This window comes from Roseateles sp. DAIF2, assembly GCF_015624425.1.
Lineage (GTDB): Bacteria > Pseudomonadota > Gammaproteobacteria > Burkholderiales > Burkholderiaceae_C > Kinneretia.
The window spans coordinates 926,761-953,137 of record NZ_CP049919.1; the positions used below are offsets into that span (position 1 = coordinate 926,761).

Here is a 26,377-nt window from a genome sequence, read left to right on the forward strand (position 1 = left end):
GTGGTCGCGGCCCGTTTCAAATGGGCTCAGGTCGTGTGATCTTTGGGCTTTGCGCAGGCGGGTTTGCAGACCAGCTCGGTGCGGCCGAGGATGCGGGTCGATTGCAGGCTGCTCGGCGCGCGGTGCTTGCCGCACTTGAAGCAGGAGCGGGTATGCCCGCTGCCCAGGAAGGGCGAGCCGCCCAGCTTGGACTCGTAGCGCAGCCCATCGTCGCTGACGCTCGTGTAGGTGTCTTTGCTCATTGTTCTGGTCCGCTCCGGAGTTTTCCCTCTCGCGGCCCATATTAGGCCGGGCGGACATGACGGCACCATCTCGCTTGCACTGATGTACGGGCTTTTGACGCCACGAAATCGTCATATCGATAGGCAATCGGCGCGAGCAGCGCACAATCGCGGCTTCGTTCAAGCGATTCCGATGGCCAAACTGTTTTTCCGTTACGCGGCGATTGTTGGGGGATCGTGAGTTCAAAGTTTCCAGATTGTTGTCATCGTCGCCTGCCGCAGGGCAAGCGGCTTTGTTGGATGATGCGTTATGTGACATCTTGTGCGCCCGGGTTGGGCTGGCCCCGCCGCGGTGTTACAAATGTCTTGCTGTTGGTTTGGTGCTTCAGCTTCACCCATCTGTAACACCTCTCTGGGAGACCCTTTTTGGCTCGTTTGTGGTTCCGCTTTGCGGCGATGAATGCGGGGAAGACCAGTTCGCTCCTGCAGGTTGCGCACAACTACGAGGAGAACGGCGAGCAGGTCCTGTTGCTCACGTCAGCGTTGGACGACAGGGCAGGCCACGGCGTCATCGCATCCAGAATTGGGCTGCAGCGGGAGGCGATGACCTACGACACGAGAACAGACTTCCTAGCGCTTTTGCAGGATGTGACCGTGGCCTGTGTGCTCATTGATGAAGCGCAGTTCCTGACCGTCGAGCAGGTGACCCAGCTCCATCGGTGGGTTCATATCCGGAATGTTCCGGTGATGTGCTTCGGACTTCGGTCGGACTTTCAGGGGAGGGCCTTCCCGGGGGCGGCTGCGTTGCTCACCCTCGCCGACAACTTGGAAGAGATCCGAACTGCATGCCGTTGCGGCAAGAAGGCCACGATGAACATTCGGGTTGACGAGAGCGGGAACCGCATGCGTGAAGGCGATCAAGTGCTCATTGGGGGCAATGGCCGCTATCGCCAAGTTTGCTCGCGCTGTTTCTACAGCTGAGCAAGCTACGGCTACGCCGGTCCGGCATCCGTCTGTTCGGCAGTCAGATGTTTGTCTCCATCAAGGTCAAAGTTCTAGTAGACAGCGCGGGGCCCGGCATCGACATGCCGGCGCTGTTGACGCCAGTCGGGCTGTTGAGGCCACTTCTGGACTACTTTGTTGCCGAGCAACATAAAAGCCTGTCATGGATGCGCAAAGTGACGCATTCGGTTCAATTGTTCTTGGAGTACATGCATGCGAACCCGAGTGAAGTAGACACGCGTGTTCTCTTTGCCAACTTTGCAAGACGCCTCTACACGGGCACGTTTGATCTACAGACACGTGCCGATCCGAGTGGGCTTTGCTGGGCACCCAGAAGCATCTCAGACGCAAGCCGCATCATTAGCGATCTGAACCTCTTCCTGGACTGGCAGGGTGAGCGGCAACCTGCCGCATTGAGCGTGAACCCAAGAGTTTCGGCAAGCCGCTATGAGAAGCAGTGGCTTGACGCTGCCACCCGTTACCGACGGGAGAATGCCCTTCTTGGGCACCTTTGGAGCCGTCGCGATGAGGCGTCCGTTTCAAGCTCCAGGCAGGTCCGCGCGAAGAGAGGCCCTCATTCCAGGGACGGAGAGCCCCCCGCCTTTCCTGAAGGCGAATTTATGAACCTACTTACCGATGGTTTTCGCGTGGGTAAGCGCATTGACTATCGTGGGCAATTGATCACACTGTTGTTGCATGGCGCGGGATTTCGAGAATCAGAGCCATTTCATCTGTATATCGAAGATGTGGCACACGATCCGATAAACCCGGGGGCGGCACTGGTTCGAATTCATCATCCGTCCGCAGGACATGCGCCTTCCAGTTGGAGGGGGAACTTGAAAAAAAACAAGCGTGGGACGCGTGCTGAATATTTGATGGACGAATTCGGATTAAAACCTAGAAATCAAAATTTTGACAATAGCCATGCCGGTTGGAAGGGTGGGCTATGTGATGCCCCATACTACATGGAGGCACGCTGGTTTGAGGCGCAGTACGGAACTATCTTCATGGATGCTTGGCTGCGGTATCTCCATCAAATTTCCAGAATCGATCGGAATCATCCATTCGCGTTTGTAAATTTAGGCCGCGGCCGGTTAGGGGATCCCTACAAGGTATCGCAATTCAACGATGCCCATGCGGCTGCATGTCGGCGTATCGGTCTGAATGTCAGAAAAGATCTCGGGACTACTCCGCATGGTCATCGACATGCTTATGGCCGACGTCTTGTGAAGGCCGGAATGAATCAGAAGTACATACGGATTTTCATGCATCATGCCAGCATCGAAAGTCAGGCTGTATACACGCAACCGACCTCGGCTGAGGTTGCTGAAGCGTTGCAGAGCAGCATGGATCGGTTGGCAGCTAGTTCAGCTGAGAGGCTGAGAAAACGCCAAGCCTCAGAGTGATGAATGACTTCTCCGTCCTTGATAGAAAACTTGACCAGCTATTGCAGTCAAGAAAGCTAAGCGACTATGGATCGGAGGCTGCACGTGAAATGCATAAAATATGTCGAATTCGATATATTGAAGGTGGGCGACGATTTAATCTGGACGAGGTTTCCAAAGATTATTTGGCGGCGACTGGTAGGGATCTGAAAAATGAGCAGAAATATGCCCGTAGCGCAGCCTGTGTTGTCGCGAGATCTTGGCAGGAGGCCGCCGATCTAGAGAGTTGCGATCTTGATATTTCAGCTCCGCCAGGGCATCCCGACTACGTGTTGCAAGAGCAAATTTCAGATCCTTTGAGAAAAGCGACTAGGATTTTGAGCTTGCTGGCAATTCACTTGGTTTGTAAGTTTCGATTCGAACGCGGAGAACTGGACTTCAGTGCCAAGAAAGTTGCGCAGGACCGTGTGCTCTCTGAAGGGCCGCTAAAAGGGCGACTGACCTATAACATGGTGAGGGCTTCGCACGAGTTGTTGGATGCGTGGCAGGGTCATTCAGACAAGCTTCGCATAGCACCATCATGCCTAGCGCAATCCGATGAGCCTGATGTGCTCATTGAGGACTTCCTTAAAGGACGTGGACTAGACGTTCGAATTGAAGTAGGCCTTCGAGGCATAAATGATGTTTGCCGGGCAAAATTCGAACAGGGCGATTTTGACTTCAGTCCGTTGGGTCTTGTGAAGGATCTGGTCAAAGCTGGAGTTTTTGGGAGTGCAGGAAATGCGAGGCAGCGACTCCTTAAAGAAGCGCGATACAGAGCTTTAGTCGATTCATGGCAGCGCCGCGCTGACGCACAATGGATAAGTACGCTGGCGACCCTTCCCTCCGAGCATCCTGATGCCGTTTACCGGAGTTTGGCATTAAGCTCTGAGCGGCCTTTAGAGCTGCCGTACATTGGCGTCCATCGTCTCTGTTATCTCCTATACAAGGCAGGTCACATCGATTTCTCTCGTGCAACGATCGCCAAACTCTATATGGAGCGTGCTGGGTATAAGGTTGACATATACAGGAATGGTCCAAAGTCGCAGGGTTTTAAACAATTGGTTGATGCGTGGGGGAGGTTTGCTCGTCCCTGGCTTCAAAGTGTTGGTGCACCTGCTTCATCTGCACCTCGTGCACGTCGACAGACCGGTCACGATAGAAATCTTGAGTGGGTGCGGATCGATCATCCTGAGCTTGAAGAGTGGAGGCTCCTTGGGGTCGAATGGCTCAGATTAACGAAATCCGGGCTGAGTCAGCGTATTGTGGCATTAGGTACATTTTTCAGAAATTACCTAATGCGAAGCGATGTCCCCAAGACACCTGAAAAATTACTTCGGCGAGGGGCGCAAACCCCTGAATTTCTCCAGATAGTGGGAGTGACGCGAAATCATGTTGCGCAAAACAATCGTCTGCGGGAGTTTGTCGAATGGGTTCTTTTAAGGGACTTTAGCGATGAGGCGGATGATGGCCAGTTGATGGTTTCCCCTGCTTATCGGAATCCATTTCCACCGGAGATTGTTCCGCGTGGGCTGGGTATGTATTCCGAAAGCGTGCGATCACCTCTTCCCTATGGCTACATCGCTGAACTTCGGAAAATATTGGCCGAAGGCGAGAGTTTTGGCGATTGGAAATATGCGCAGAATGCGCAAGGCGCATCTGTTGGAAGTATTGGCGCGCCGGGCAGGGACTGGTTTGTTGTTGATCCGTCAATTATTGACAATAACGACCCGGACTGTGTCTGGCGGATGCGCACGTTTAAGGGCGGGAGCGCAAGTCCCACTGTCGTGTATCAGATGTGGAGTCCTGTTCGCTCGGTAGCCGTACTTACCAAGCTGCTCTTGCCTCTGCGAACGTCACAAGTACGTCTTCTGGACTCGGGGGAGTCCGACACATGGAAGAAAGAGCGTGGCCATTGGGTGCTCAACGATCATCCATTGGCCGAGAAAGGCAAAGTCTGGCGACAAGGGGTGCTACGGCGCGTGGTTGATCTCGCGGAAGGGGTGGAGCCGGCAACTCAGCTGTATATCAACACGAATAAGACAGCTGATCAGGAGAAGTTCGGGCCGAGTAAGGGGTATGACATGCCTTGGTTCGTGGCTGGGGATCCAATTGACAATGTCTTCTATTGGCTGGAAAAGCTTCGAAACTGGCAGAGTAAATACAACCCGCTTGATCGGCGCACTTCGTGGGCTGAACTCGATGGTCGACACATTCAACCAAAAACACCTGAACAGCTTGCTTCCTATCCTGATGCATGCTTTCTGTTCCGGATGGCGGAAGCAACTGAAGGTGGACGAGCCCTGCCAGTGTCGGATGGGGTTGTTGACGGCGCTTGGGCCAATCTGCTCGGGGAGTTTCAGCGTCGTTTGTCTGAGCGAGGTGAAACCCATCCGGGCGGTGCGCCAATTGTCCTAGTAGAGACTGATGGGAAGGGGCGTCGGGGCAGAACGGATTTCCCCCTGCATAGCTTGCGCGTTTCGCTCATCACGGCACTTGCCCTAGATGGGGAAGTGCCGTTTGCGATTTTGCAGAAGTTGGTAGGGCATAGCCGGCTCATCATGACGCTCTACTACACCAAGCCCGGGCATTCGCGAATCGCGGCTGTACTGAGTGAGGCGTCAGAACGGTTGGACGCCCGGAAGGAGCAGAGCATCGTTGGCTTCTTGAAAGATGCTGAGTACGAAGATCTCGTTCATAAAGTAGTCTTCAATAGCCCAGGCAGTCAGGCTGCAGCAGTCGCAGTCCATCCGTATGAGCGGAACCCCGCGGGCTGGATGCCGATGCATCACGGCCTCTGCTTGGTCGGCGGGAACGTCAGTGAGCTGGAGGACAACCGCGTTGTAGGCGGCTGCTACAACGGTGGCCCGTCGATTGGCGCCACTGCATTTGGGCCTGTACCTGGCGGTAGTCGCAACTGTGTGCGCTGCAGGTGGTTTGTAACCGAACCGCACCATTTGCCTGCACTAGCCGCGCATTTCAACACGATCGCTTTCCATTTCGACGAGGCAAGAAATCGGTCAATCGAAGCAGAGTCTAAGCTTCAGGCGCTGCGGCGAACCAAGGCGGAGATCGAGGCAAAGCAAGGCTACTTCCCGGGACACGTCGAAGTCAGGCAGGCTGAACGGGTCTGGGAGACAGCGATGAAACGCTTTAGCGATCTTGCGGAGGACCTTGTTGCTTGCTGGCGGCTTATTGAGCGATGCAAGGCTGTCCTCAACGCAGGGCCGCGAGATGGAGTAAGTTTGGTTATCCAAGGTGCGGTCTCAGATGTGGAGGCGGTGTTTGAGGAGACTGAATCCGAACTGCTTCAGCTGTCTGGCGTGTGCAAGAGCGTCGAGCTGTACCCGGACCTTGCGCCCGGAAAAGCTGTTCTGCGACGAAGTCAGCTGCTTGACTCTATGCTCTACAACGAGGGACTGCCACCGATGTTTTTGATGCTAAGTGAAGACGAGCAGATGAGAGTTGGCAATGAACTTCAGCGGAGATTGGCAAGTGCAGCGGATTCTCAGAACCCGCATGTCGGTCACCGCAAGGTCGTTGAGATTATTGATGCCGGAGGTCGGCTGAGTGAGCGTCTCGGAATCGATTTACTTGACTCAATTCCTGAGCTTCGGAGCATGAGAGCTTTGCATCGAAGTCCTGGCGAGGTGATTGACACATGAGCGAGCAGCAGACTCCCGAACATGTGCTTGAGGAACTCCTAGAGAAAAAGCCAAGACCTCAAAAGTGCCGTAGCTTGATTGCGCTAAATGCATTGTGTGAAAGGAATTTTGAGTCGGGCGGCCGGGATTTCTCAATTGCCCTCATTGGAAAACTCTGCGAGCAGCAGGGCGTGCTTAAATCCAGGGGCTTGTACAACGAGTCTGCAGCAGATCATCGAAGGGTAATTGACGCTTGGGCTGCGCGTGCCGGGCCGGTTCCGACTAAGAAGCCTGAGGCACTTGCGACTGATGCGTACATCGATCGTATCGACGACCCTGCAATTCGGTTTCTCGTCCATAGAGTGATTGCTGAGCGAAACAAGTTGAAGGCTCAGTTGAACACTCTGAAGAGTGCAACAAAGATCGTTGTAGACCGACGCGTCGGTGAGGGTGATCAATTGCCATTCAGCGGTAAGGTTGCGCTAACCAACTCGGAGAGGGATGCTCTTCGGAAGGTAATTTCTCCAGCCTTCCTCTCGAGCAATGGGTGGGCTGAGATTGAGTTCGGTGAGATCGTCAACGATCGCGGGCGAACCATCTTTGATCCGGGTTTTGCCACGGGGCTTCGCAAGCTTCTCGGGGACTAGGTGACGCGTCTTGTGGCGCCCGTCCCGAATTTTCCCTACTTTGATTCCCGGTCGCGCTCGCTCAAGATGGATGTTCTATTCCGGAGTCGCTGATCACCCAGTCTGATGTATCCACCAGCGCATCCAGTGCCGTTGGTCAGCGGTAGCCTTGAACCAGAGGTCCCCACATTGGCCGTTTGCCATCAAAAGGTGTGAGTGTTGGCGATCGTCTCGAACCGACCCACCGAGATCACGCAGTACTGACCCACCCTCAGGCTACCCCAAGGCGCCTGCATCAGTAGCTTGGGTTTGATTCTCGTCGCTCGTTGGAACTCCTTTCTTGCGGGAACTGGAAGCCCTGGGCCCCGAGTCAGCGTTGAACGGCGGCTTTCTCAGTTCGCCAACCAGCACTCCAAGCGGCTGTACGCCGGTGGCAAGGTGCGCCGCCCAGAAACGGTCGCTGAACTTGAGATATCAGCGATAGCGGGATAGCGGCGCAGGCAGACTGGAACCCGCGATCCCCGGCGTGACAGGCCGGTATACGCCCCGATCACACCTGCGTGTCGTAGCTCAAAACTATCGACAGATCGCGCACGGTTAGGCTATTCAGCCGGTGGCGCAGGTCCGCTCCTGCGCCGGTCTTCTCCACAAAGCGTGGAGCGATCAGGCTCACGTCTGCACTCTTCGCCTTCACCTGCAACCGAACCGGAGCCTTTCCGGCAAGCTGCACGCGCGCCATCGGCAGCCCGCCTAGCCTCGTCGGAAGCGATTGGAACGTCACCGCTTGTGAGACGGGCGGCCCCGAAGGCACGCCGTTGGTGAGGGGCGTGAGCACGACGTCCGCTTGCAGGGCCGTGCCGCCCTGATAAGCGGCGATGTCGTCGACCTGAAGCATCAGCGCCAGTTCGGTCGCCTTCGGCCCGCGCGTGCGCAGAAGATAGGGAAAGTGTGCAACGTCGATGTCAGCCTCGAAGATCGACTCGGTGGCCGTCGCGTCCGCCGGCCGAAGCCCGCGATTCCACGCATTCGCGAACTCGTGGCGCAAGCTGAAAAGTCTCGCCAGACCCTTGCGCGGCGGCTGCAAGCTCGTCTTGCGTACGGCGTCCTGCAACGGCTCGCCCCCGCCGCGCGCGCGATAGTCCACCCGAATGATCACATCGGCCACGGTCATCGGATCGAGCGCATTGGTATCCAGCGGCATCTCAAGCCGCCAACGACTGATCGCGCCGAATCCCTCGAAGGGGTCGAGGCGCGTCCGGCTCCTGTCAGGCGCAAGACCCGAGTCTTCCTGCGCATGGCTCGTCGCTATAGAACGAACGACGCCCTGGTTGTACGTGAACCGAGGATCGTCCGGTTGCTCCGCATAGGCCGGCGACAACGAGTTCGACGTGCGCACGCGGCTGTTCAATAGGGTCAGCGTCGCGTTGACGTTGACGTACGGCCCGGTGACACAAGGAATGGTCACCGAAACACTGCGGATTCGCCGCATGTAGTGGCCCGGAAAATCCGCGTCGAACAACGCCTCGGGCAGATTGAACTCGCAGGCCCCTGTAGCGCGCAGGGAAATCAAGGCCATCGGATCGCACTGAGCCAGCGATATGGGCTTCGACAGATCGAACTCGTAACGCTCCTGATCGCGATAGGCCCGCGCCATCTTGCGTAGCGCCAGCGCGAGTCGTTCTCCGGAGAGCAAACCGTTGTGCGCCTTGTCGAAGTAGCCGTACTCCACGAAAGTAGCGGAGCCGTCGCCAGTGTCAAACCGATACACCTGCTGCACCCGTTTGCAGAGATCGAAAGCGAGCTGGTAATACTGCCCCAGCAGAAACCCCACTTCCTGCTTCAACCAATCGTGATGCGCGAGTGCGGTCGCCTTGTTCTCCAAGAACTCCAGCCGCTCCTGCGCGAAGTCCGTATCTTGGTCATGCGACTGCAGCTGGAGGTTTGCGAGATCCAGTGCGATACGGGCGGCGATCAGCTGCTTCTCACCGTGCTCGTGCTCTCCCACGGCAGAGGACAACTGCAACGCCCACTCCTCGGCGCGGCGCTCGACCTGCGCGCGTATTTCGGCCAACGTGGCCTGATGCGTTGCGTCCGCCGCATTGTTGGTCTTGCTCTGCGCGAACGCTTCGAGCCCGAGCGAGAGCATGTGCCCACCGAGATAGACTTCCAGCACCGGAGAACTGATTCCAGCTGTTCCCGTCATCATGGTGGGGATCGCGCTCATCATTTTCGCGTTCATGGAATACAGGCTCGCTTCGGCGAGAATCGAACGCGCCCGACCCAGCGACTCGATCCGCGCGAGCTCGGATGAGTTCAGCAACACGTGCGCGTCCGCGATCACGCCGTTCGGCGACGGCTCACTCAAGCCAAGCTGTCGCGTGAAGTACGGTATGCGCACTGTCTCCAGCAAATGCTGCGCCTCCTCGAGCACATGAATCTGCGCCTTCGCCTGATCCACCTCGCGAAGCTTGACCTGGCGAATCTGGTGGCGCATCAGCGCGACGTCTTGTTGTGCACGACGCAGGGCGAGCGCCTCGCCATCGCGTGCTTCAAGAATCGCTCGCAAATCCTGCCCGAGACGACGCACATCCTCGACTGCCTGATTCGCCTGCTCGAGACAAACATCGAAGCGCTGCTGTGGCAGCGGCGCGCCGAGATCTGCGAGTACGCTGGCGAGATCCAGACCTTGCGCGCGTGCCGCTACAAGCAGCGCGGGGTCGATCGGCGGCTCGTATAGCGGCAAGTCCCGTACCACGCCTTCGATGTTCATGCAGTGACGGATCTGGAACAGCAGTTGAGCAATCCTGTCCCACAGCGATTCGAGCAGTGGATTTGAGGGAATGCAGAAGTACAGGGCTTCGGACATTCCGAGCAGCCCACCGCCCGGCGGCGTACCGGACGTGGCGAACGGCACGCTGAAGGGGAACTCGTTCTCCAGCAGCACAAGGGCGTTTGAGAAGCGATCGAGCGCGCCTTTAAGCGTAGCGTACGTCTGCGGTTTGCGGCGGGCCCGCGGTGGAATGCGCTCGGGCCGCGGGCCCAGGAGGTTCGCGGCGAACACGAGAATCTGGACCGCTTCGTTGATCGGTTCTGGACGCTCGCTCCGCACCAGCGTTTCCGCGCGCAGTACCAGGTGCTGAATCCAGCGGATCACCACGTGCTTCTGAAACGCGCCGATGCGTAGGCGCCCGATGAGGAACGGATTGAACGGGTCGCTCTCCCACGCCACGATCTGCGCGGTGGCCTGCGCTTTAAGTGCTAGTTTCGCGGGGTCCGTCGAACTCAGCGCCTTCAGCAGATCTTGGATGCGCGGCGGCTTGCCAGCGAGCTGGAACGGTAGAAACTGCCAGTACTCCGCCGGACTGCCTCCGGGCGCCGTCGTGAGGTTGCCGGCAGTCGGGTCCAGCACGAAGCGCAGACAGCGCTCGGTGACACCGAAGAGCCCGGCCGCCTCGGACACGTCCGCCATCAACATGGGGCAGTGATAGAACACCTCCCAGTTGTAGTCGGCATACGCGCCGTTGCCGAAGTCCACCTCCTCCAACGGATAGGGCATGGTCACGCGCCACGTCGGCTTGTACTCGATCTGGAATCGGTTGCCGCCGCCGTCGTTGCTCAGCCGCTGCGTGCTCGTCGCGAGCAGCGCCTCCACACCGCCCTGGTTGAGCAGCCGGATGAAATCCGCCACGTGCGGATGGAACAGGTTGCGGAAGAGCAGGTAATCCCGCGCCATGAAATCGATGATCTTGCGATCGAGAATCGACGCATCGCTCCCCCACTTCTCGCGAGCACCGATCTCCGCGATCGTGTAGGGCGCGTCGTGGAGCACGAACTCACTTGCCGGAATCCGTTTCGAGACCGGCATCGCTCCGGACAGCGGGAACTGCGGCTGCTGCGCGGCCGCCGCGCCGTAGATGCGCTTCTGCCGCTCGAGCAGCGGACTTGGCGCATCTCCCGGCCGCACATCCGTCACGAGGACGTCGGTCAACTTCACGCCTGACGGCGCAAGAGGCACCTTCGGTTTCGCGACGTACTCGAAAGGCGTGCGCACGAAGCGTTGCACGCGTGTCACGATGTAGTTGCGATTGAAGTCCTGATAGAAGCACGGCCCCTGCAGCACGTACTGCGGGTAGTGATGCGGCGGCGTCACCCGGTATGTCGTCGGCGACCTCGTAAGCGCGGGCAGCGAAACCCGGCGCGCGTTGACAATCGACGTCGGCAGCACACGCGCGTTGAGCGGCAGATAATCTCCGACGTTGAACGTGAGCCCGGACGCACCGCTCTGCAGTTCGAACGTATTGAAGACCGGCCGCGTGTTGTCCGGCTGGATTACCCACAGATCGCCGGACTGCCCCGGCGGCACACCCAGCACCGTTCCGGCCGCGCGCAGACGCCCGTTGACGCCCGAGAACTCGAACGATCCGCGGTCGACACTCTGCGCGGCCGAAGTGTTCTCGATGCGCATGAAGCCTCCGCCCGGCCCGGGGTTCGGCACCCACTGCACTACCCAGTGCCGGCAGATGAACTCCACATACAGCTTGCCGTCGTAGGTCGGCATGGCCGAGAACACGTATTGCTCGGGATGGACGTTGCTGGAGCTGAGCACCAGCGAGGACACCTCTTTCGCCGACCATCGCCCATCGAAGAACTCGCACCACGCGATGCGAAGCTCCATGTGCGTGTCCTGGGGACGGATCGCTTCGGTGTTGTCTGGCTCGAGCGGTTCGGCGGGTTCCTTCGGCGGCGGCACCTCCCAGAACAGCGAGCGCCCATGGGCTGCGTTGTTGTCCTCCCAGGCCTTCTTATCCGCCTGCCACTGCTGCATGTCTTTTTCCCATTTCGCATGGGCGGCTTCCCACTGATCGTGCGCCTTGCGCCAGTCCTTGTGGGCCTGGGGCTCGCGCAGCGGATTCTGTCCGCCGGCGGTCGGATTGGGTTTCACTTCCAGGATTGGCCAGAACACGTAGAGCCGGCGATTCCAGATGACGGGAATCACGTGCGCGCCTTCGACCTTGCCGTCGTGGACGGTATCCACGTCGATCGGCACGCGCTCCCACGGCGTCCAGCGCTCGTCGTTCTCCAGACGGCGATAGTGGAAGGAGTAGGGCGCGCCGAGAGTGCTGCGACCGATCATGTGCACGAGGTCGACTTCGCGAGCGCTGCCCGCGTCGTAGCCCTGCGCCCACGCGCCGCAGATCTCCAGGCGAGCGACCGCGTCCAGTCCCTTCAGGTAAGTCAGGAAGACCGCTTCGATGCCCTCCTCCGACAGCTCCGCCTGGCCGAGATCATTGATGAAGCGGTCGAAGAGCGGCGAGCGATCGCCCCGCTGCAGTCCCTTCATGTAGTTCTCGGGATACAGCAGCACGCTGCGTGCAGCCCCCTGCACGCGGAAGTATTTTTTTGCCTCCCACACTTGCGGATCGATCGCCGTGGGAAGGACTGTGTCCTGGTGCAGGGCGCCGAGATTCTCCAGATTGAGCTGAACGCGAAGCACAAAATTCTGAACAGCCTTGATGCCATTCAGGACGCGCGAGGACTTCACGCAGCTGCCGACTTCGGTGTCCAGCAGCAGCAGCTCGAAGAGCTGATCGCGATTCGTCAGACCGAGCCGAGGCAGCAACCAACTCGCCAGCGCGTCGCGCCACCGCTCGCGCAGCGGGTCGTTGAGCCCCGTCGACAGCTGAAGCCAGTCGGCTTCGTCGAAACGGGCGCGCGTGGCCCGCTTGACCGCCTCGGTCTGCGCGGCGTCGCCAGGCTTCGTCGCCCAGGCGAGCAGGTCCACGCCCGCGACTCCCACTCGCCGGACAAGACTGGTCGCCGCGTTTACCCGCAACAGCGCGCGCCCGTCGATGATGTCCGACAGCGCGGCGGCGAATCCGCCAGCGCCCAGCAGTAACGAAACGTCCGCTGCATTGGCACCAATAGCAGTCGTCATCAGGTTACCCGCATCGGCGACCGATGGCGCAGTCAGAATGCCGATCAGCGCATCGCTGCCGCCGCGTAGCCGCTCACTCAGCCGGGCGAGTTCCGTCAGCCTCAGAAGGCCGCGCAGTAGCGGCGGCGCCGCTGCATCGATCGCCGCAGCCGTTGCCGGAGTACGCGCAAGCGGCAAGGCGTCGATCTTGAATCCGGAGAACGAGGCTGGATTCGCAACCGCATGCTTCAGCAATGCGGGATCGAGGCGCGTGGATCGCAACAGGCGCGACGCCTTGTCGAATCGCGTGAGTGCGGCAGTGGCCGCCGCAAACGCCGGTGCGGGCACGAGTAGGCGCGCTGGCAGCGGGCCGCGCGGCTCGGTACCGTTGATCCAGGCCAGTCGCAGCATGGCCGGGTCCGGCCCCGTGCGTCGCCACTCGAGCGTCACCTCCACGCGTTCGCGGGCCTGCACGGTGCGCGCATCGAAGCGCCAGAGCTGACCCGTGTTGACCGCCGGCACAGCAACGCCACTCCAGAAGAGCGCGGGCGTTCCGTTGGTCGTCACTTCGAACACGACAGCGGCGGGCGATCGCGGCAAAAGATGAGCGGACCAACGCACGCTGCCAACGGGACTCGCCTGCCCGAAATCGCCGCCGGCTCCAGCGTAGTCGAGAACGGGATCTTCCGCCGTTGCGAGCGGCGCACCGGTGAGCGTGGTCGATGTGAAAAACTCCGCGGCCCAACCGGCTTTCTCCAAGTCCCGCAGGGGCACCACCAGCGCGTCGGCCGAGCCCGGCGCGGTGGCGAGCCCCGTGTCCTCGAGCAGCGCGGCAAGTGCGGGCGCTTCCAGACCCGAGAACGGCAGCAGCTTCTGCTTGATGATCGATCGCGCCAGTGCTTCCCGCACATAAGGTAGCAGCGCTTCCACGATGAAATGAAGTTTTCCCTCGACCGTCAGCGCACCGGCGCCAGTCGCCAGCAATTTGGCAGCGATGGCAGGCCCACCCGCAACTCCGGCAAGCACGTCGTCCAACGCCTTGCGCGGGCGAGCGTGCAGAACACCTACGGCATCGAGGAGATCGGCATCGGCGCCAGCGGCCGCCTGCAAGGTGGCCTTCTCCGCATCGGTCAGCGCCCCAAGCGTCACGACGCTGCCTGCAGGCATGGCGACTCGCGAAAACCGGATGAGCTGCTGGGCCGGCTCGAACGTGATGTTCGGCGCGAATACGGCGCCCTGCGCCGGCGTCGGCGTCTTGGTGTAGGTCGCCGTGAATGTGGCCGAGCCGCTCGTGATGCCGAGAAACCGGTCGACGGCCTCCGTGCCTACGAGCCGGGCGAGAAGAATGCGGAAACGATCGACCGGCATGCCGGGCTCAGAGCCGATGTCAGCCGCGAGATCGATCTGATCGTCGTGAAGCGTCGCGGCCAGCAGCGCGAGCGTGTCCGGGACGCTCTCCCCTGAACCGGTGCGAGCGAGATGACGAAGCAGCTGATCGACGGCTGCGATGGGGAGATTCGTTGATGAGACCGTATCGAAGTCTCGTACCAGTTGCTCCAGTCGCAGCGGCTGACTGGCGACGGCCTGCAGAGGATCCGGCGCGCTCAGCGCGCGCATCGAAATCACATCCGCGACTTCGACTTCCAGGGCACGAGCCAGCACCGCGTAGCGATATAGCCTTGCGAGGTTCTCGACACTCAGCGAGCTCCCCGCGGCGGCAAGCCCAGCATCCTGACGAATGCGGCCAAGGTCTTCGTCGGTGACGCGGAAGGCGGCGAGCAATGCCGGCACATGCTTGTCGATCGGCTCCGCCACAAGCGCGAGGCCGCTGCCGTCGAACGCGAGGGTGAAGCTTCCGTCGAGAGCGAGGGCGGCACGGTTCAGAAAGAGCTGTGTGTACAGAGATTGCGCGCCGGTCTGCAGGTCCCCAAGAAGTACCACCAGTTCCGGCAGCGTCAATCGCAACCGTTCCCGCAGTCGTAGCAACGCTGCCAGGGACAGCGGCATGTTCGCGTCCGTCGTGCCCCCGATGCCAATGCCCGCGAACGCGGCGAGCGCAACGTCCAGATCCGGGATACTGAGACCGGTGCGGGCCGACAGCCGCAGAAAGCGATTGATGGCCACGAACGTTTCGGCCGGAACGGTATCGCCATCTATCCGCCGCAACCGTGCGTCGCCGAGGTCGCAGTCGTTACCGAGAGACTCGATGACGATGCCCGCGGCAAGACCGTCGAAGCGCTCCTTCAGCCATGCCACGAAGTCCGCAACGACAAGGCCCAGCACGCCGGCACCGGCCACGATGTTCGCGTTCGGCGCAGCAAATCCGCTCGCCGCCAGCGCAGCCACGTCGGCCCACGTCACCTTGGTAGGCCCGAGCGCTGCGATGCTGGTGGCCAGGGGATTGAACGTGCGCGTCTCGCAGAGGGCGATCAGGTCCGTATAGGGTCGCTCGGTTCGGCGCATGAACTCCGTCACCCACGACACGAGTCCCGGACCCATGTCGGGTGCAATGCCATCGAGCGCCGTCCAGGTCGCGGCGTCTGGAATTCCCGTCGAGGGCAACCCCGCTCCGGCCTGGAATGCGCCGACCGCCGCCTGTGTCGTCGCATCTAGCTGGCCCGTGATCTGCAGAGGCGGCGCTGCACCGGCAGTGTTCAGCTTCTGCTGCAGAACGCGAACCGCGTTGCCCTCGGCACCGGCGGCAAGCGCCGGCGCCACGCTCGCCGCATCCAGGCCATAGAGATCCTCGAGCGTACCTACCGGCGCGCCCGCGCCGGCGTAGTCCATTCCGGTGATCAGCTCGAAATCCAGCTTCGAAAGCAAGAGTACTTCCGCCGCGATGGCCTCCTCAGTGACCAGCGACGGTGCTGCCAGCAGCGCATCCTGACGCAACGTGCTCATTACCTCGTAGCGACTCGTGAGCAGCGACGTCAGAAACGCCCTCACCGTCTCGAGGCGCAAGTCGAAGGGCAAGCGGATCGGAAACAGCGCGGCGGACAGCGTGTCGCGCGCCAGTTCCAGCGTGAACTGCGGATTGGCGGCCAACTCCTCCGCGGTGGCGGAGCCGGTGTCGTGTGCCGCCGACGCATCCACCTTCCCCACGACGACGATCGTTTCGAGAATCTCGTTGACGAGATCGATCGCCGGCAATGGCGTGTTGGAGTTGGCGCAGGTGAGCAGAATGTGCTCGAGGTCCGGCCTTCGCCTGAGCAGTACGTCGAGCGGCGTACGGCCCGCCGCATTCTTGCCGGAGCGCGACAGGAACTGCAGCAGATCTACGAAGTATGCCGATGGGCTCAGCACGGATTCGCAGTCGTCACACGCACAGAGCGAGAACTCGCCGAAGAGATTCTCGTAGCCAGGAATGATCTTGACGACGTCCGCGAGGACGATGGGCGCCGTGCCACTCTTGAGCACCATCGGGCCCGCGCCCTTCAGCGACTCGAGCACTGCGAGGTGCACGTAGAAATGCGCGAGGTTAATCTGCGTCGCGCGCTCGTAGATGCGAGCCGCAACGTCCTTGCCGAACACCGCTTCGTTCTCAGAAACAAAGACGGATGCCGGCACTCTCGCCACACTCAGCGCGGAGTCGAGGCCCCGGCTGAGCAGCGCTTCCATGTGCGCCGGCTCATCCGCAACGACGAGCGTGCGCTGAAGTCGCTTGAGATCAGCGCGCAGCCGATCCACGTTCTCGGCAGAGAATCCGACGTGCGCGCCGTGCTCCGACAGGAACCGGTCGATGTTCGTGACACGCAGATCGAACGACGGTATGGCACCCCGCTCGGCCGCGCGTCGCGCCGCCTCGAGCCAGCGTGCTGCGGCGAGATCCACGCCGATCCGCGTGTGCTGGCGCTCCACGAGCGCCTCCACCGCCGCGGTCGGCCAGGCTTTCTGCGCGAATTGGACCAAGCGCTGTGCGTATCGGTCACGAACGCCTTCGGGCTCACGTCCTTCGACCAGCAACGACGGCGGAACACCCGCGCGATCGATCAGCGAGCGCATGGTGCTCGCATCCAGCCGAGCGATGTCCTCCGCCGAGTCGATGCGCAGCGAACGGTCCTCCAGCAGCAGCTTCACGAGTGGCAGGTTCTCCTCGCTGAACACCGCGAGGCGCATCACGACTTCCGCGCGCTTAATTGCCTCCGCGCCGAACGAGGAGTCGCCGCGCAAGCGTATCCACATCTCGTCGTTGGGCACATCACTGTCCGTCAACGCACGGAGCAGGCGGGCCTGCTGGTCCTGAGACAGCCGCGTCAGTGCCATCCAGGCTTCGCCGCTCGGACGGCCCGACTCGGTCGAACGCAGCGCGTGCGCGGTGGCGGCGGCGAGCAATTCGTCGACGTGATGCTCCAGACGCTCGGTGAGTGATTTCGGAATGATTGCGGCGTCGATCGCTGCACGCAGCCCATTCATAAGTACCGCGCGGGGCTGGCGCGCAAGTGACGCGAGGTCGACCGGCAATCCTGCGTGCTCGAGTCCGTAGAAGGTCGCCACAGGGATATCGTGGTTCTGGCTCGCAGCGATACGGCTCGCTTTCGCAGAAGCAACCAGCCGCTCAATGAGGGGCTGTACGACGCCGGTTTCGGCGGCTAGAAGCGAAAGTTGGAAGCGACCCTCTCCCTCTTCGAGCTGCTCATAGGTGAAACTGTGCAGCGCCGGCGCCAATCGCGCTTCCACTTCCTCAAACTCGGAGACATCCGACTCGCCGGGAGCGCGCGCCACGTACAGACGCACCTGCACGCGCGGCGCGCTATTCAAAAGCACAAGCGGGGCGTCCGGCGTGGGCGCGACACGCTCGACGGCGGCCTCGCTATCTCCTCGCCGAACAAACAAGGCCGTCACCGTCCGCTCGCGGCCCTGCGAATCCGTAACGCGGAAAGTCAAGTTCGGTTGCTGCAGCGTGTGGGCCCAATCGAACGCAAACCGGAGTCTGCCGTCGTCGGTGGTTCTGGCGCTGCCCAGACTGCGCAGGCCGCGCGCGCTATGGTCCAGCAGGTGGATCGTCGCACCTGGACAGGCGCCAAACGAATCCCAGACGTAGCCCGTGACGAGATTCGTGGGCTCACGAGTCTCCTTGACATTTCGCCGAGCGACGACGCGGCCGAGGAGCGTAGCCGTAGGCACATCCACCACTCCGCGCTCGCCATGCCAATGCAGCTGCTGCAATTCCCCGACAAATGTTTCCTGAATGAACTCGACGGCCGCACGCGTGGTCGTACCGAACCCCTGCGGCGCACGCTCGTCCGCCGCAATGTCAAGGCCCAGCGACAGAAGCTCCTGGTGAAGGAGCGCTACGTCAGCGCCGGTATCACCGAACTTGAGCGGTCGACCGCGAAGCTGCATGAGATCGCTCCATTGGCTATGGCTTTCCGAACTGCAGAGGAAACGCGTAATAGTTGATGATCGGGCGGTACAGGAAGTTTTGCTGTGGACAGTAGAAGTTGTTCTCACCAAAGAACCGCCAGCCCACCATCACATGCGGCGACACCGCCTTGCCATTGAGCTCATACGGTTCGACGTGGATCACGTAGAAGCCATCGGCCGGCATGGAGTTGCGTGACCAATCGCCAAGGGACACCCCGGTGTTTTCCTTGAGGTAGTTATTAATGTTCGCAATGTTGCGCGTGTCGCGAGGCATCTTCGGGTACTGGCTCGACTGGAACTCGCCCATCTCGGCGCTTGTACTGTTCATCGTGTCGATGAACGCAGCCGTGCAACGCGTGCAGTTGTCCCCTCCGGCGAAGCCGCGCTCATCGTTGAACGGGCTGGCTCCAAGCGGAGTACCCTGCGCCCGCCAGCCCGCGCCAATTGGCTCCTGCAGCGACGGCTTTGGCATGAGTGCCCGCGCAGCCGCGGACCACAGCGAAAGAGAGCCCACGACAGCGTCCGCCTCACTCTCCCCCTTGGCCAGTTCCATGAGGCCGCGCCCGGACTGGCCGCGCATGTCATACCAGATCCACCGCTTCCCGTACTGGCCGGCGGCGAGGAAATGGTCTGGGATGTTATATGGCATCAAGTTCTCGGCCATCGCGAACGGATGCATGAATTCGCGCAGGCCCCAGCCAATCAGCCCCTCGAAAATCTTGCCTCGCTTGAACGATTCGATCGCCCCTTCCGTCAACTGCTTCTCCGCCTGGCCCATGGGATAGAACCCATGCTCGCCATTCGGCTCCGGCGGGGGCTGCTGCTGCGGCTGCGCCGGCGGCGTGGCGGCGGGATCTCTCGGCTCGCTGCCGCCGGGCCCGACGACAATCACGGTCTCCTTCGCGTTGTAGATGGTACGGACGGTGCCGTCCGGCAGTATGTCCAGCACGGGGCCCGAGTTCGCTTCGCCCGCCAGCCGCCTGATCTCCGCCTGGAACGCCGCGGTAGCGTCGACGGGTTTGTCCTGGGTACCGGTCGGGTCGACGGAAGAGACCGGACTGTTGTGCACGTAACAATAGAGATTCCCGCCATCCGCGGTGCCGATGGGATCGCAACTCGTCCAGCGGCCCAGCCATGGCGCGTAGTAGCGAGTACTGTGATAGGTGAAGCCGGTCTCGGCATCCCGCTCAACGCCGCCGAATCGGAATCGCTTCGGAACCTCGACCGTCGCGCCGACGGCCTGGTACGCGGTGCTGCCGAAGGGCGTGTATTCCTCATAGGACGCGATCGCGGCATCTTCATCCAACTCCAGCACGGCCGACAGCAGGTCGGGGAACTGGTAGCGAATCTTTCGCGGTGGAACGCCCGGCTCGTTTCCTTGCGTGCGCGTCTCGATGAGCGCGACGCGTCTCGTGTCGTCCCGGACGTGTAGCGTCTGGCGCGTGAGTGGGTTCGCACCGTTGCGGCGATAGATCTCGAATCCGCCCAGATAGAACCGCTCTTCCCGCACCTGGCCCATGGCGGCGACCGTTACCTTGCGAACCCGCGCGCCGGTCGAGTCGTAGACATACCAGGTGCGCTCGCCGTGGTGGGCCACGCCATCCGCATCCTGGCCGTTGACCACCTGCCGCTGCGTCATCTGCAACTGATCCGTAAAATCCCAGTGCATCGCCTGCAGATGGGGCAGGCGCGCAGCGTTGCCGTGCGCGTCGTAGCCATCGCCGGCGTTGCTGTACGTCTCGGTGACGGCGCCGGCGGTCAACGTGGTACGCGTTAGCCGGTTCGAGCGAGCCGCCGGCTCGAGCAGACTCTCCTCGTCATAGACATAGTCGCGCGTCCATCCAGGGTTCGATGGATCCGTGCCGAGATGCTTCATCTGAATGAGGTTGCCGGTCTCGTCGTAGCGATAACGCTCGAGGTATCGACCCAGCGCATTGCCATTGCCTGCCGCCGGCAAACCGACGCGCGACGCATCGTTGTATGCGTGCACCGACGGCGCGGCCGCCTGCCCGAGATGCTCGCGGCCGGTGGCTTCGATGAGTTGGCCCAGGGCGTCGTACGTGTACTCGGACCCCGGCTCGACGCGTCGGTTGCGAAAGAAGATCGCCTGCTGCGCGCCATCGCGGACGGCGGCGACGTGCCCCGCCGCGTCGTAGATGTATGAGAGGTTCTGCACCTGGCAGCCGGGCCAGCCCGGCGGCGGCGGCTGGGGACAGTCATTGAACGCGCTGCGCCGCGTGACGAGTTGCCGAAGACGCATCGTCAACGGGTCGTACGCATAGGACGTGCTGCATTGATTGCCGTAGTCGATGCGCGTGCGTTGCCCTTTGGCGTCGTAGTCGATGCCCGCGACGACGGGCACGTCGGCGGTCGCAGGGTGCAGCAGGCCGGCCGGTACCGCCGCCTGCGCGAGCCACACGTCGACGCGTTCCAGCAACCCGGCGTCGTTGAAGGTGGATTGCAACACGCTGAAGCCGGCGCCGGTGGCGGGATAGGCCGGCGCCACCGACTGAACCACACGATTCAGTGCGTCATAGCGCGAGCGCGCGTCGTAAACCTCCGGATTCAGCGGCACCGGGCCGGACCAGTCGAGCGTGCCATCGAACTTCTGCGCGAACTGCCGCTGTGTGCGCAGCGGATTGCCCTTGAAGTCGAACGCGCCGGTGGTGACCACCCCCGCCTGATCGAACACCCTTGCCGTCTTGCCCCGAAGGTTGCTAGCTTCCGCCGCGGGGACCGATTCCCCGTACACCGTGCGACCCACCTGCTTCTGCGGTGCGCCGTTCTCGGTGAGGAACTGCGCGGTGGCGCGGCGCAGGGCGTCGTACTCGACACGCAGATCCTTGCGACGGTCGTTCCAGCTTTGCAGCGGCTGGTCCATGGCGTCGGGCAGCAGCCAGCGCGCGCCGGCTTCCATGTTCGACCAACGGGCCCGGCGGCCCGTCATGTCGAAGTCGTTCTCAAGGATCACCCGATCGCGTGCATCCCGAAGCACGCGGGAGCGGCCTTCAATGTCGATCCCGACCCGCGACTGCAGGAAGTTCTCGACGGGCGGTGCTCCGGCCGGCGCATCGCTGTACCGCGTCTTGTTGTGGGCGATCGTGAGAAAGGTGCGTCCGAGCGCGTCTCCATGGGCCACGGTGGGTGTATGCGACGCAACGGCGGACTTAAGCGCGATGGCCCGCTCGGCCGCGCCCAGCGCCCCTCCCTGGCGCGCGGCGAACCACGTCGGCAAGTACATCGTCGCGCGGAGGCGCTTGAAGAACGGCCCCACGTCGGCGTCGGTCGACGGGTCTGCAATCGCCACCGTATCCGTCACGTCCCATGCTTCGTTGTGCCACGCGTCGAATCGCAGCTTCGCCCAGGTGTGGTCGGGATGCAGCGTGGCCGTCAGGCGCCCCAGCGGGTCGTAGAACTGGACCGGACTCACACCCACGCGAACGTCGGCTTCGAACGCATGGGTGTCGCTGAAGAACGGCTCGAACTGCCGGACCGGTTTTCCCTTGTTGTTGAACACCGTCCAGCCGCTGCCGACCCAGCGCGGACTCACGGCGCCTGCGGTCATCTGCGGCTGCCCGTCCGCTCCGATCAGGATCGCACCCGTGCCATCCCGCGCGGGAACCTTCCCGGCTTCCGCGCGGACCTTGCGCTGGATCTCCTGACCGAAGGCATCCCAGTAGGCGAAGCCGACCTGAACCTTCAACCCGCCCGCGGGGACGCCGTCACTCGCGTGGGTTTCACGCGAGATCGAACAGGCGCTCACGGGTTGCGGTTGCGCCGAGCCCTTCGTGCGTTCGTAGGCGTGGACGTCGTATACGATGCGCACCGCCGCGTTGCCCAACAGCGCCGCGGGATTCGCAAGCGGATTCGCGAGTTGCGCGAGTATTGCGGGCGTCGGCGGATCAGGGTCGAATCCGGCGAAAGAATCGCCCAGCGCCTCTTCGGGCTTTCCGAGCAGCGCCTTGCCCACCACCATGCCGAGGACATCCAGTATCACATGCGCGCGGTTGCGGTTGGCATCCATGATCCGTACCGGCATCAGCAGGCGATAGTCGTTCCCTGGTGTGCCCGGGTCGATCACGCCGGCCACAGAGCGCTCACCGGCCGTGATGCGATTTCCGGCGGCGTCCTCGGTATCCACGACGAGGAAGTCATGCGCATCGAACGTGAGTGCCGTCGTGTGCCCGAAGGGATCGCGGAAGCGATGCGCAAGATGGAAGTGCGCGCGCGCATGTGCCCGCTCCTGACCCGCGGTGTCGTTCTGCCCCCTCGAAAGAAACGCCCGCCCCGAAGGCGTCCACCACCAACCATCGACATCGGCCGCAGGAAACAGTGCGCTCGCCTTCAGGCTGGCACTGCTCACATATCCGCCACGGTCGACGCCCGTTCCCGAAAGGACATCGGCAACATTCGCGGGCAGCAGCGAAACGCCGCCGCGCGTGTACACCCGTTGCAGAAATCCCGGAGTGAACGTCAGCCTGAAGCTCTCCCCTTGCAGGGCGAGCGATTGCATCTGCCCGAGCGGCAAGAGCGCACTCGCATCCCCTGCGGTCACGCCCAGATCGTTCGGCCGAAACAGAGTTCGCGAGTGCTTCACGCAGCGCCGCTGCCGACCAAGGACGGGCATGTCCTCGTACGCAATTTCGCTGTCGAAAACAGGGACGAATTGCCCGGGCGTGACGTCCGGCGCGACGAAGTCCGTCTTGCGGAATCTCATGCCGGGGCCGCTGGGCAGATATCCGGTCAGCTCGAAGCTGCGAGACTCACACCGAACCGGCAAACGATAGTCGCCTCCTGAATCGATGTGATTCGTCGCGCGATACTCGGCATACGTGACGAGTGTCCGGAGTTGCCGCTCACGATCTTCCAGCCTCGGCAACTCGGCGGGACTCACGGCCCTCCTGCCATAGCCGATGGCCGCTTCCTTGATCACGTTGCCGTATGCATCGACCTCGAGCGTCAGCTCATGCGAAATGCGCGGGTCCGTCGGGTTGCGCTCATAGCGAAACGTCAGCACTTCGCTGGAATGGGCGAAGAACACAGCGTTCCGCTTGTCGCCTTTGGCTTGCAGGCGTCGGATGGCGTAGCTGTGTTCCGAAACGACATACGGATGAGTTGCGCGAGGCGTCTCGTCTAGTGCGTAGACTTCCTGTCGAAGAATGGAGCCCTTGAGCGCGCGGCACGCTTCCACCTCTTCCTCAGCCGAAAGTGCGTCAGGAAGAGTTGTATCGTCCAGCAACGCCTCGCCGGCTTGTGCGTCTGTCAGACCCGGCTCGCGGTAGTACTCACCCGGGTCCGCCGCGTTACGCGTTCCGGCGAAGTACCTCGATATACGCTCACGCCCCGCGTGCACGCCGGTGTGAAACCAAGTGCGTGTCAGCGTGGGCGGAATCCACGAGTTCTGGTCGAAGTTGCTGCCAATGGGAGCGGCGCCAGCAGGTCTGACAGCGTCGAGTTCCTCCGTGTCCGTCTGGTCGACGCGTCCGAATCCGCGGAACTCGCGCTCCGTCCCGTCGAAACAGCCGTGATGGTACGAGTAGCGGGTGACGAAGCGATTGCGACTCACCCGATCGTAAACCTCCACCCGCTCGACGACGTGCACGGGGAACGGCAACCGCGTGATCCAGGGTGTGCCTCGTTCGCGGTCCCGGAGGTAGAACCAGGTCGATGGCGCGTAGTAGATGCGCGTTTCAGCGCCGAGATTGTTGCGGATGCCGGTCAGCAGATGCGGCTTGCCGTCGGCCATGAGGCTCAGCACTTTCAGGGGCGCGGCAACGTCGCACACGAGCGGTGACGACCACACCAGCGCCGTCGTGCCGTTTCCGAGCACATCTATCGCCGTCACGGAGCCGACGTTGTCGATGGGTGGCAGCGCGGTCAGCAAGGTCGCGGCACTCCAGCCGTTGCCTGATTCGTTGACCCAAAGGCGCGCGGCGTCGGCCGCGAGATAGATCAGGTCCGAAGGACCCGAGCCGTCGACATCGGCGAGGCGCAGGCGGCGTGCGTCGAACTCCTCCTGCGATGCAAACCATGGCGCGTTGTCCATCGAAACACGCGCGCCGAAGCAGCCGTAGCCCAGGTTCGGCCAGTAGCACACTTCGCCGTTGCGAATGCGCACGATATCCGTGAGGCCATCGCCGGACATGTCGCCCATTAGGATGGTCTCTTCGGCGTTGGCAAAGACGACGCGGGGGCCTTGCTCTTCGTTCGCCGGCAGCGAGGTGCGCCGAGCTTCATCGAACCCCCGCTCGCCGAGCGAGGCATGCCATGTGAATGCGTGCTCCTCCGTAATTAGCACGTCGGCCCGCCCGTCGCCGGTGAGGTCCACAAAACGCAGGTTGGCGTCACTCCACGGCAGGTTGGGTATCACCTCGAAAGCCTGGCGAGGCTTCCAGCCAGCCCGACCCGTCCGCTCGTAAAATCCGGCGACCGGCGGCTCGAACTGGACCACATCCAGCTGCCCATCGCCGGCCAGGTCCATCAGCTTCACTCGCGGGCTTGCCAACGAGGACACGGCGGGGATTGCCGGAAGCGATTCGAGCGGCGCGAAGCGGGGACTCCACGTGTGCGCTCCGACCTGCCGGTTGAGCGGGGACTCGTTGCGCTTGTAGAACCAGCCACGTGACTGCTGGCTCAGCAGGCCAGTGAGGCCTTCGCCGTCGAGATCGGCCCACTGGTGCGGGGCCGCGGCGCCCTGTGGAAGATTCTCGAGACTCGCCGCGTCCAGATCCGAGATGTCGGTGCCGACTACCGGCTGGCTGTACTCGAATTCGAGCTTTGGCAGGGCTCGATCGAGGTATCCGCCGGCAGCGCGCCGGCGATACGAACGCTGCGTCACGGCGCTGAGAAACGTTGCGGCCGGCGTCTCCCGGTATTCGAGTTCCGTGGCGCGCACGAGGCAGTTTGCACCGACATCGGTCACGTCCGGAAAATGATGGAACATGAGCACGCGACGACACAGCCGGTACGTCCTCACCTCGAAGCCCGCTCGACACGTCGAGAACGGATCGCGACGGATGCCCCAGTCCTGGGCGTCGTTCGACCGTGGTGCGACCGGATCGTGCTCGCCGTAGTCGAACACGGCCTCGAACATCCAGCCGGCTCCGTCGATCTGCGCGGGTAACAGCCATGCGGGGCGGGTTCCATCGCCCGCCAGAAGCGGGACCCGATTTCCATACAGGATTCGCTTGAGGTAGCGATTCGTCCCACGCAGCGGGCTGAGGGCGTCACCGCGATTCGCTTCGCAGGCGCGGCTCAGGTCGATGCCTGTCGCGTCCTCCGCCTTGTAGCGGTAGATGACGGCATTGCCCTTATCGTCACGCGATTCGCAGAGCAGCCATTCGAAGATTCGCAGCGGATCGGTGGGATCGACGATCCTCGAGCTCGCGTCCTTGCCGAACACTGACACGATGTTGCCGCCCGACCAGGAGCGCCAGTGCACATCGGTGGGGTCGCCCACCCGTGTCCAGCGCTCGATGCGCGCGAACCGCTTTTCGATACGCGGCCGGTATCGATGAATGACGAATCCCGGCGCCGTCGTGCGATCCTCGAAGTGCCCTCCGCCCGGCGCGTCCACGGGCACGAGATCGTCGTCGCCCGACATTGCGAACACGTCGCTCTCATGCGCATCCAGGTAACGCGGGATGAGCTTGTCCGTCCTACGTGCAACCGAGGGTGAAGACAGCTGCCAGCCGAGTCCGAATAGTCCGTTGCCCGCGGCCGAGTCGTATGTGAGTGAAAGCTGAGGGCCGAATCCGCCGCGGCCGGGAGAGGTCGCGATGGGAACGGTGGCGGAACCGGTGCCGGTCGCGGCGTCGACGGAGAATTTCTCACCGATTCCCCGGATGGCACCCCCGCCCTTCGGCAGACTGACGGCCGGCGCCGCGACCAGAAATGAGGCATCGCCGGAGCCTTCCGGCGCGGACGAGAGTGACGGCTCGGCTTCATCGCGCATTGCGAGCGGATTGGCCATGGTCACGACGCCAAGGGCCACTCTTGTTGCTTATGGGGGGTGACGGCACCGCTGCCGGGCTCCGCCGGCGTCGTCGAGCCCTTCGCTGCGAGCATCTGCTGTACTCCCGCCGGAGTTAGTCCCACGCGGCCCGCTGGGCGCATGCTCTTCCGATGATCACACCCTCGCTGTTGGATCATGAGCGCTCCATGTGCAATGGAAGATGTCGGC

General features: G+C 62.0%; 7 protein-coding genes. 4 read left to right on the forward strand and 3 right to left on the reverse strand.

Annotated elements, in window-relative coordinates; translation table 11 throughout:
• Positions 1-26 precede the first annotated feature (26 nt).
• The gene (locus tag G8A07_RS04415) at positions 27-242 is read right to left on the reverse strand and encodes a hypothetical protein (RefSeq protein WP_195795887.1); all 216 of its coding nucleotides are present in this window, start codon (positions 240-242) and stop codon (positions 27-29) included.
• 405 nt (positions 243-647) lie between these two features.
• Between G8A07_RS04415 and G8A07_RS04420 the strand changes: the two genes are divergently transcribed.
• From G8A07_RS04420 to gmtX, 4 genes are read left to right on the forward strand one after another with little or no spacing between them, the layout of a single operon-like run.
• Positions 648-1,202: a thymidine kinase gene (locus tag G8A07_RS04420; RefSeq protein ID WP_195795888.1), complete on the forward strand. Its 555-nt coding sequence runs from the start codon at positions 648-650 to the stop codon at positions 1,200-1,202.
• A 47-nt stretch (positions 1,203-1,249) separates the two neighbouring features.
• Positions 1,250-2,629 (forward strand): gamma-mobile-trio recombinase GmtY, encoded by a 1,380-nt coding sequence (gene gmtY / locus G8A07_RS04425; protein ID WP_195795889.1) that lies wholly within the window; start codon positions 1,250-1,252, stop codon positions 2,627-2,629.
• Complete coding sequence (locus tag G8A07_RS04430) at positions 2,629-6,312, forward strand: integrase family protein (RefSeq protein ID WP_195795890.1); 3,684 nt, start codon at positions 2,629-2,631, stop codon at positions 6,310-6,312. The genes gmtY and G8A07_RS04430 overlap by 1 nt, the downstream gene beginning before the upstream one ends.
• Positions 6,309-6,938, forward strand: a complete 630-nt coding sequence (gene gmtX, locus G8A07_RS04435; protein WP_195795891.1) for a gamma-mobile-trio protein GmtX — start codon at positions 6,309-6,311, stop codon at positions 6,936-6,938. Before G8A07_RS04430 ends, gmtX begins: the two co-directional genes overlap by 4 nt.
• Positions 6,939-7,467: 529 nt before the next feature.
• On the opposite strand, the gene G8A07_RS04440 is transcribed toward gmtX, so the two are convergent.
• Together G8A07_RS04440 and G8A07_RS04445 are read right to left on the reverse strand one after the other, a co-directional pair.
• Positions 7,468-18,174 carry a neuraminidase-like domain-containing protein gene (locus G8A07_RS04440; protein WP_195795892.1) on the reverse strand — a complete coding sequence of 3,569 codons (10,707 nt, stop codon included), beginning with the start codon at positions 18,172-18,174 and terminating at the stop codon, positions 7,468-7,470.
• A 16-nt stretch (positions 18,175-18,190) separates the two neighbouring features.
• Positions 18,191-26,167, reverse strand: coding sequence for a SpvB/TcaC N-terminal domain-containing protein (locus tag G8A07_RS04445; protein WP_195795893.1), 7,977 nt, complete (start codon positions 26,165-26,167; stop codon positions 18,191-18,193).
• Positions 26,168-26,377 lie beyond the last annotated feature (210 nt).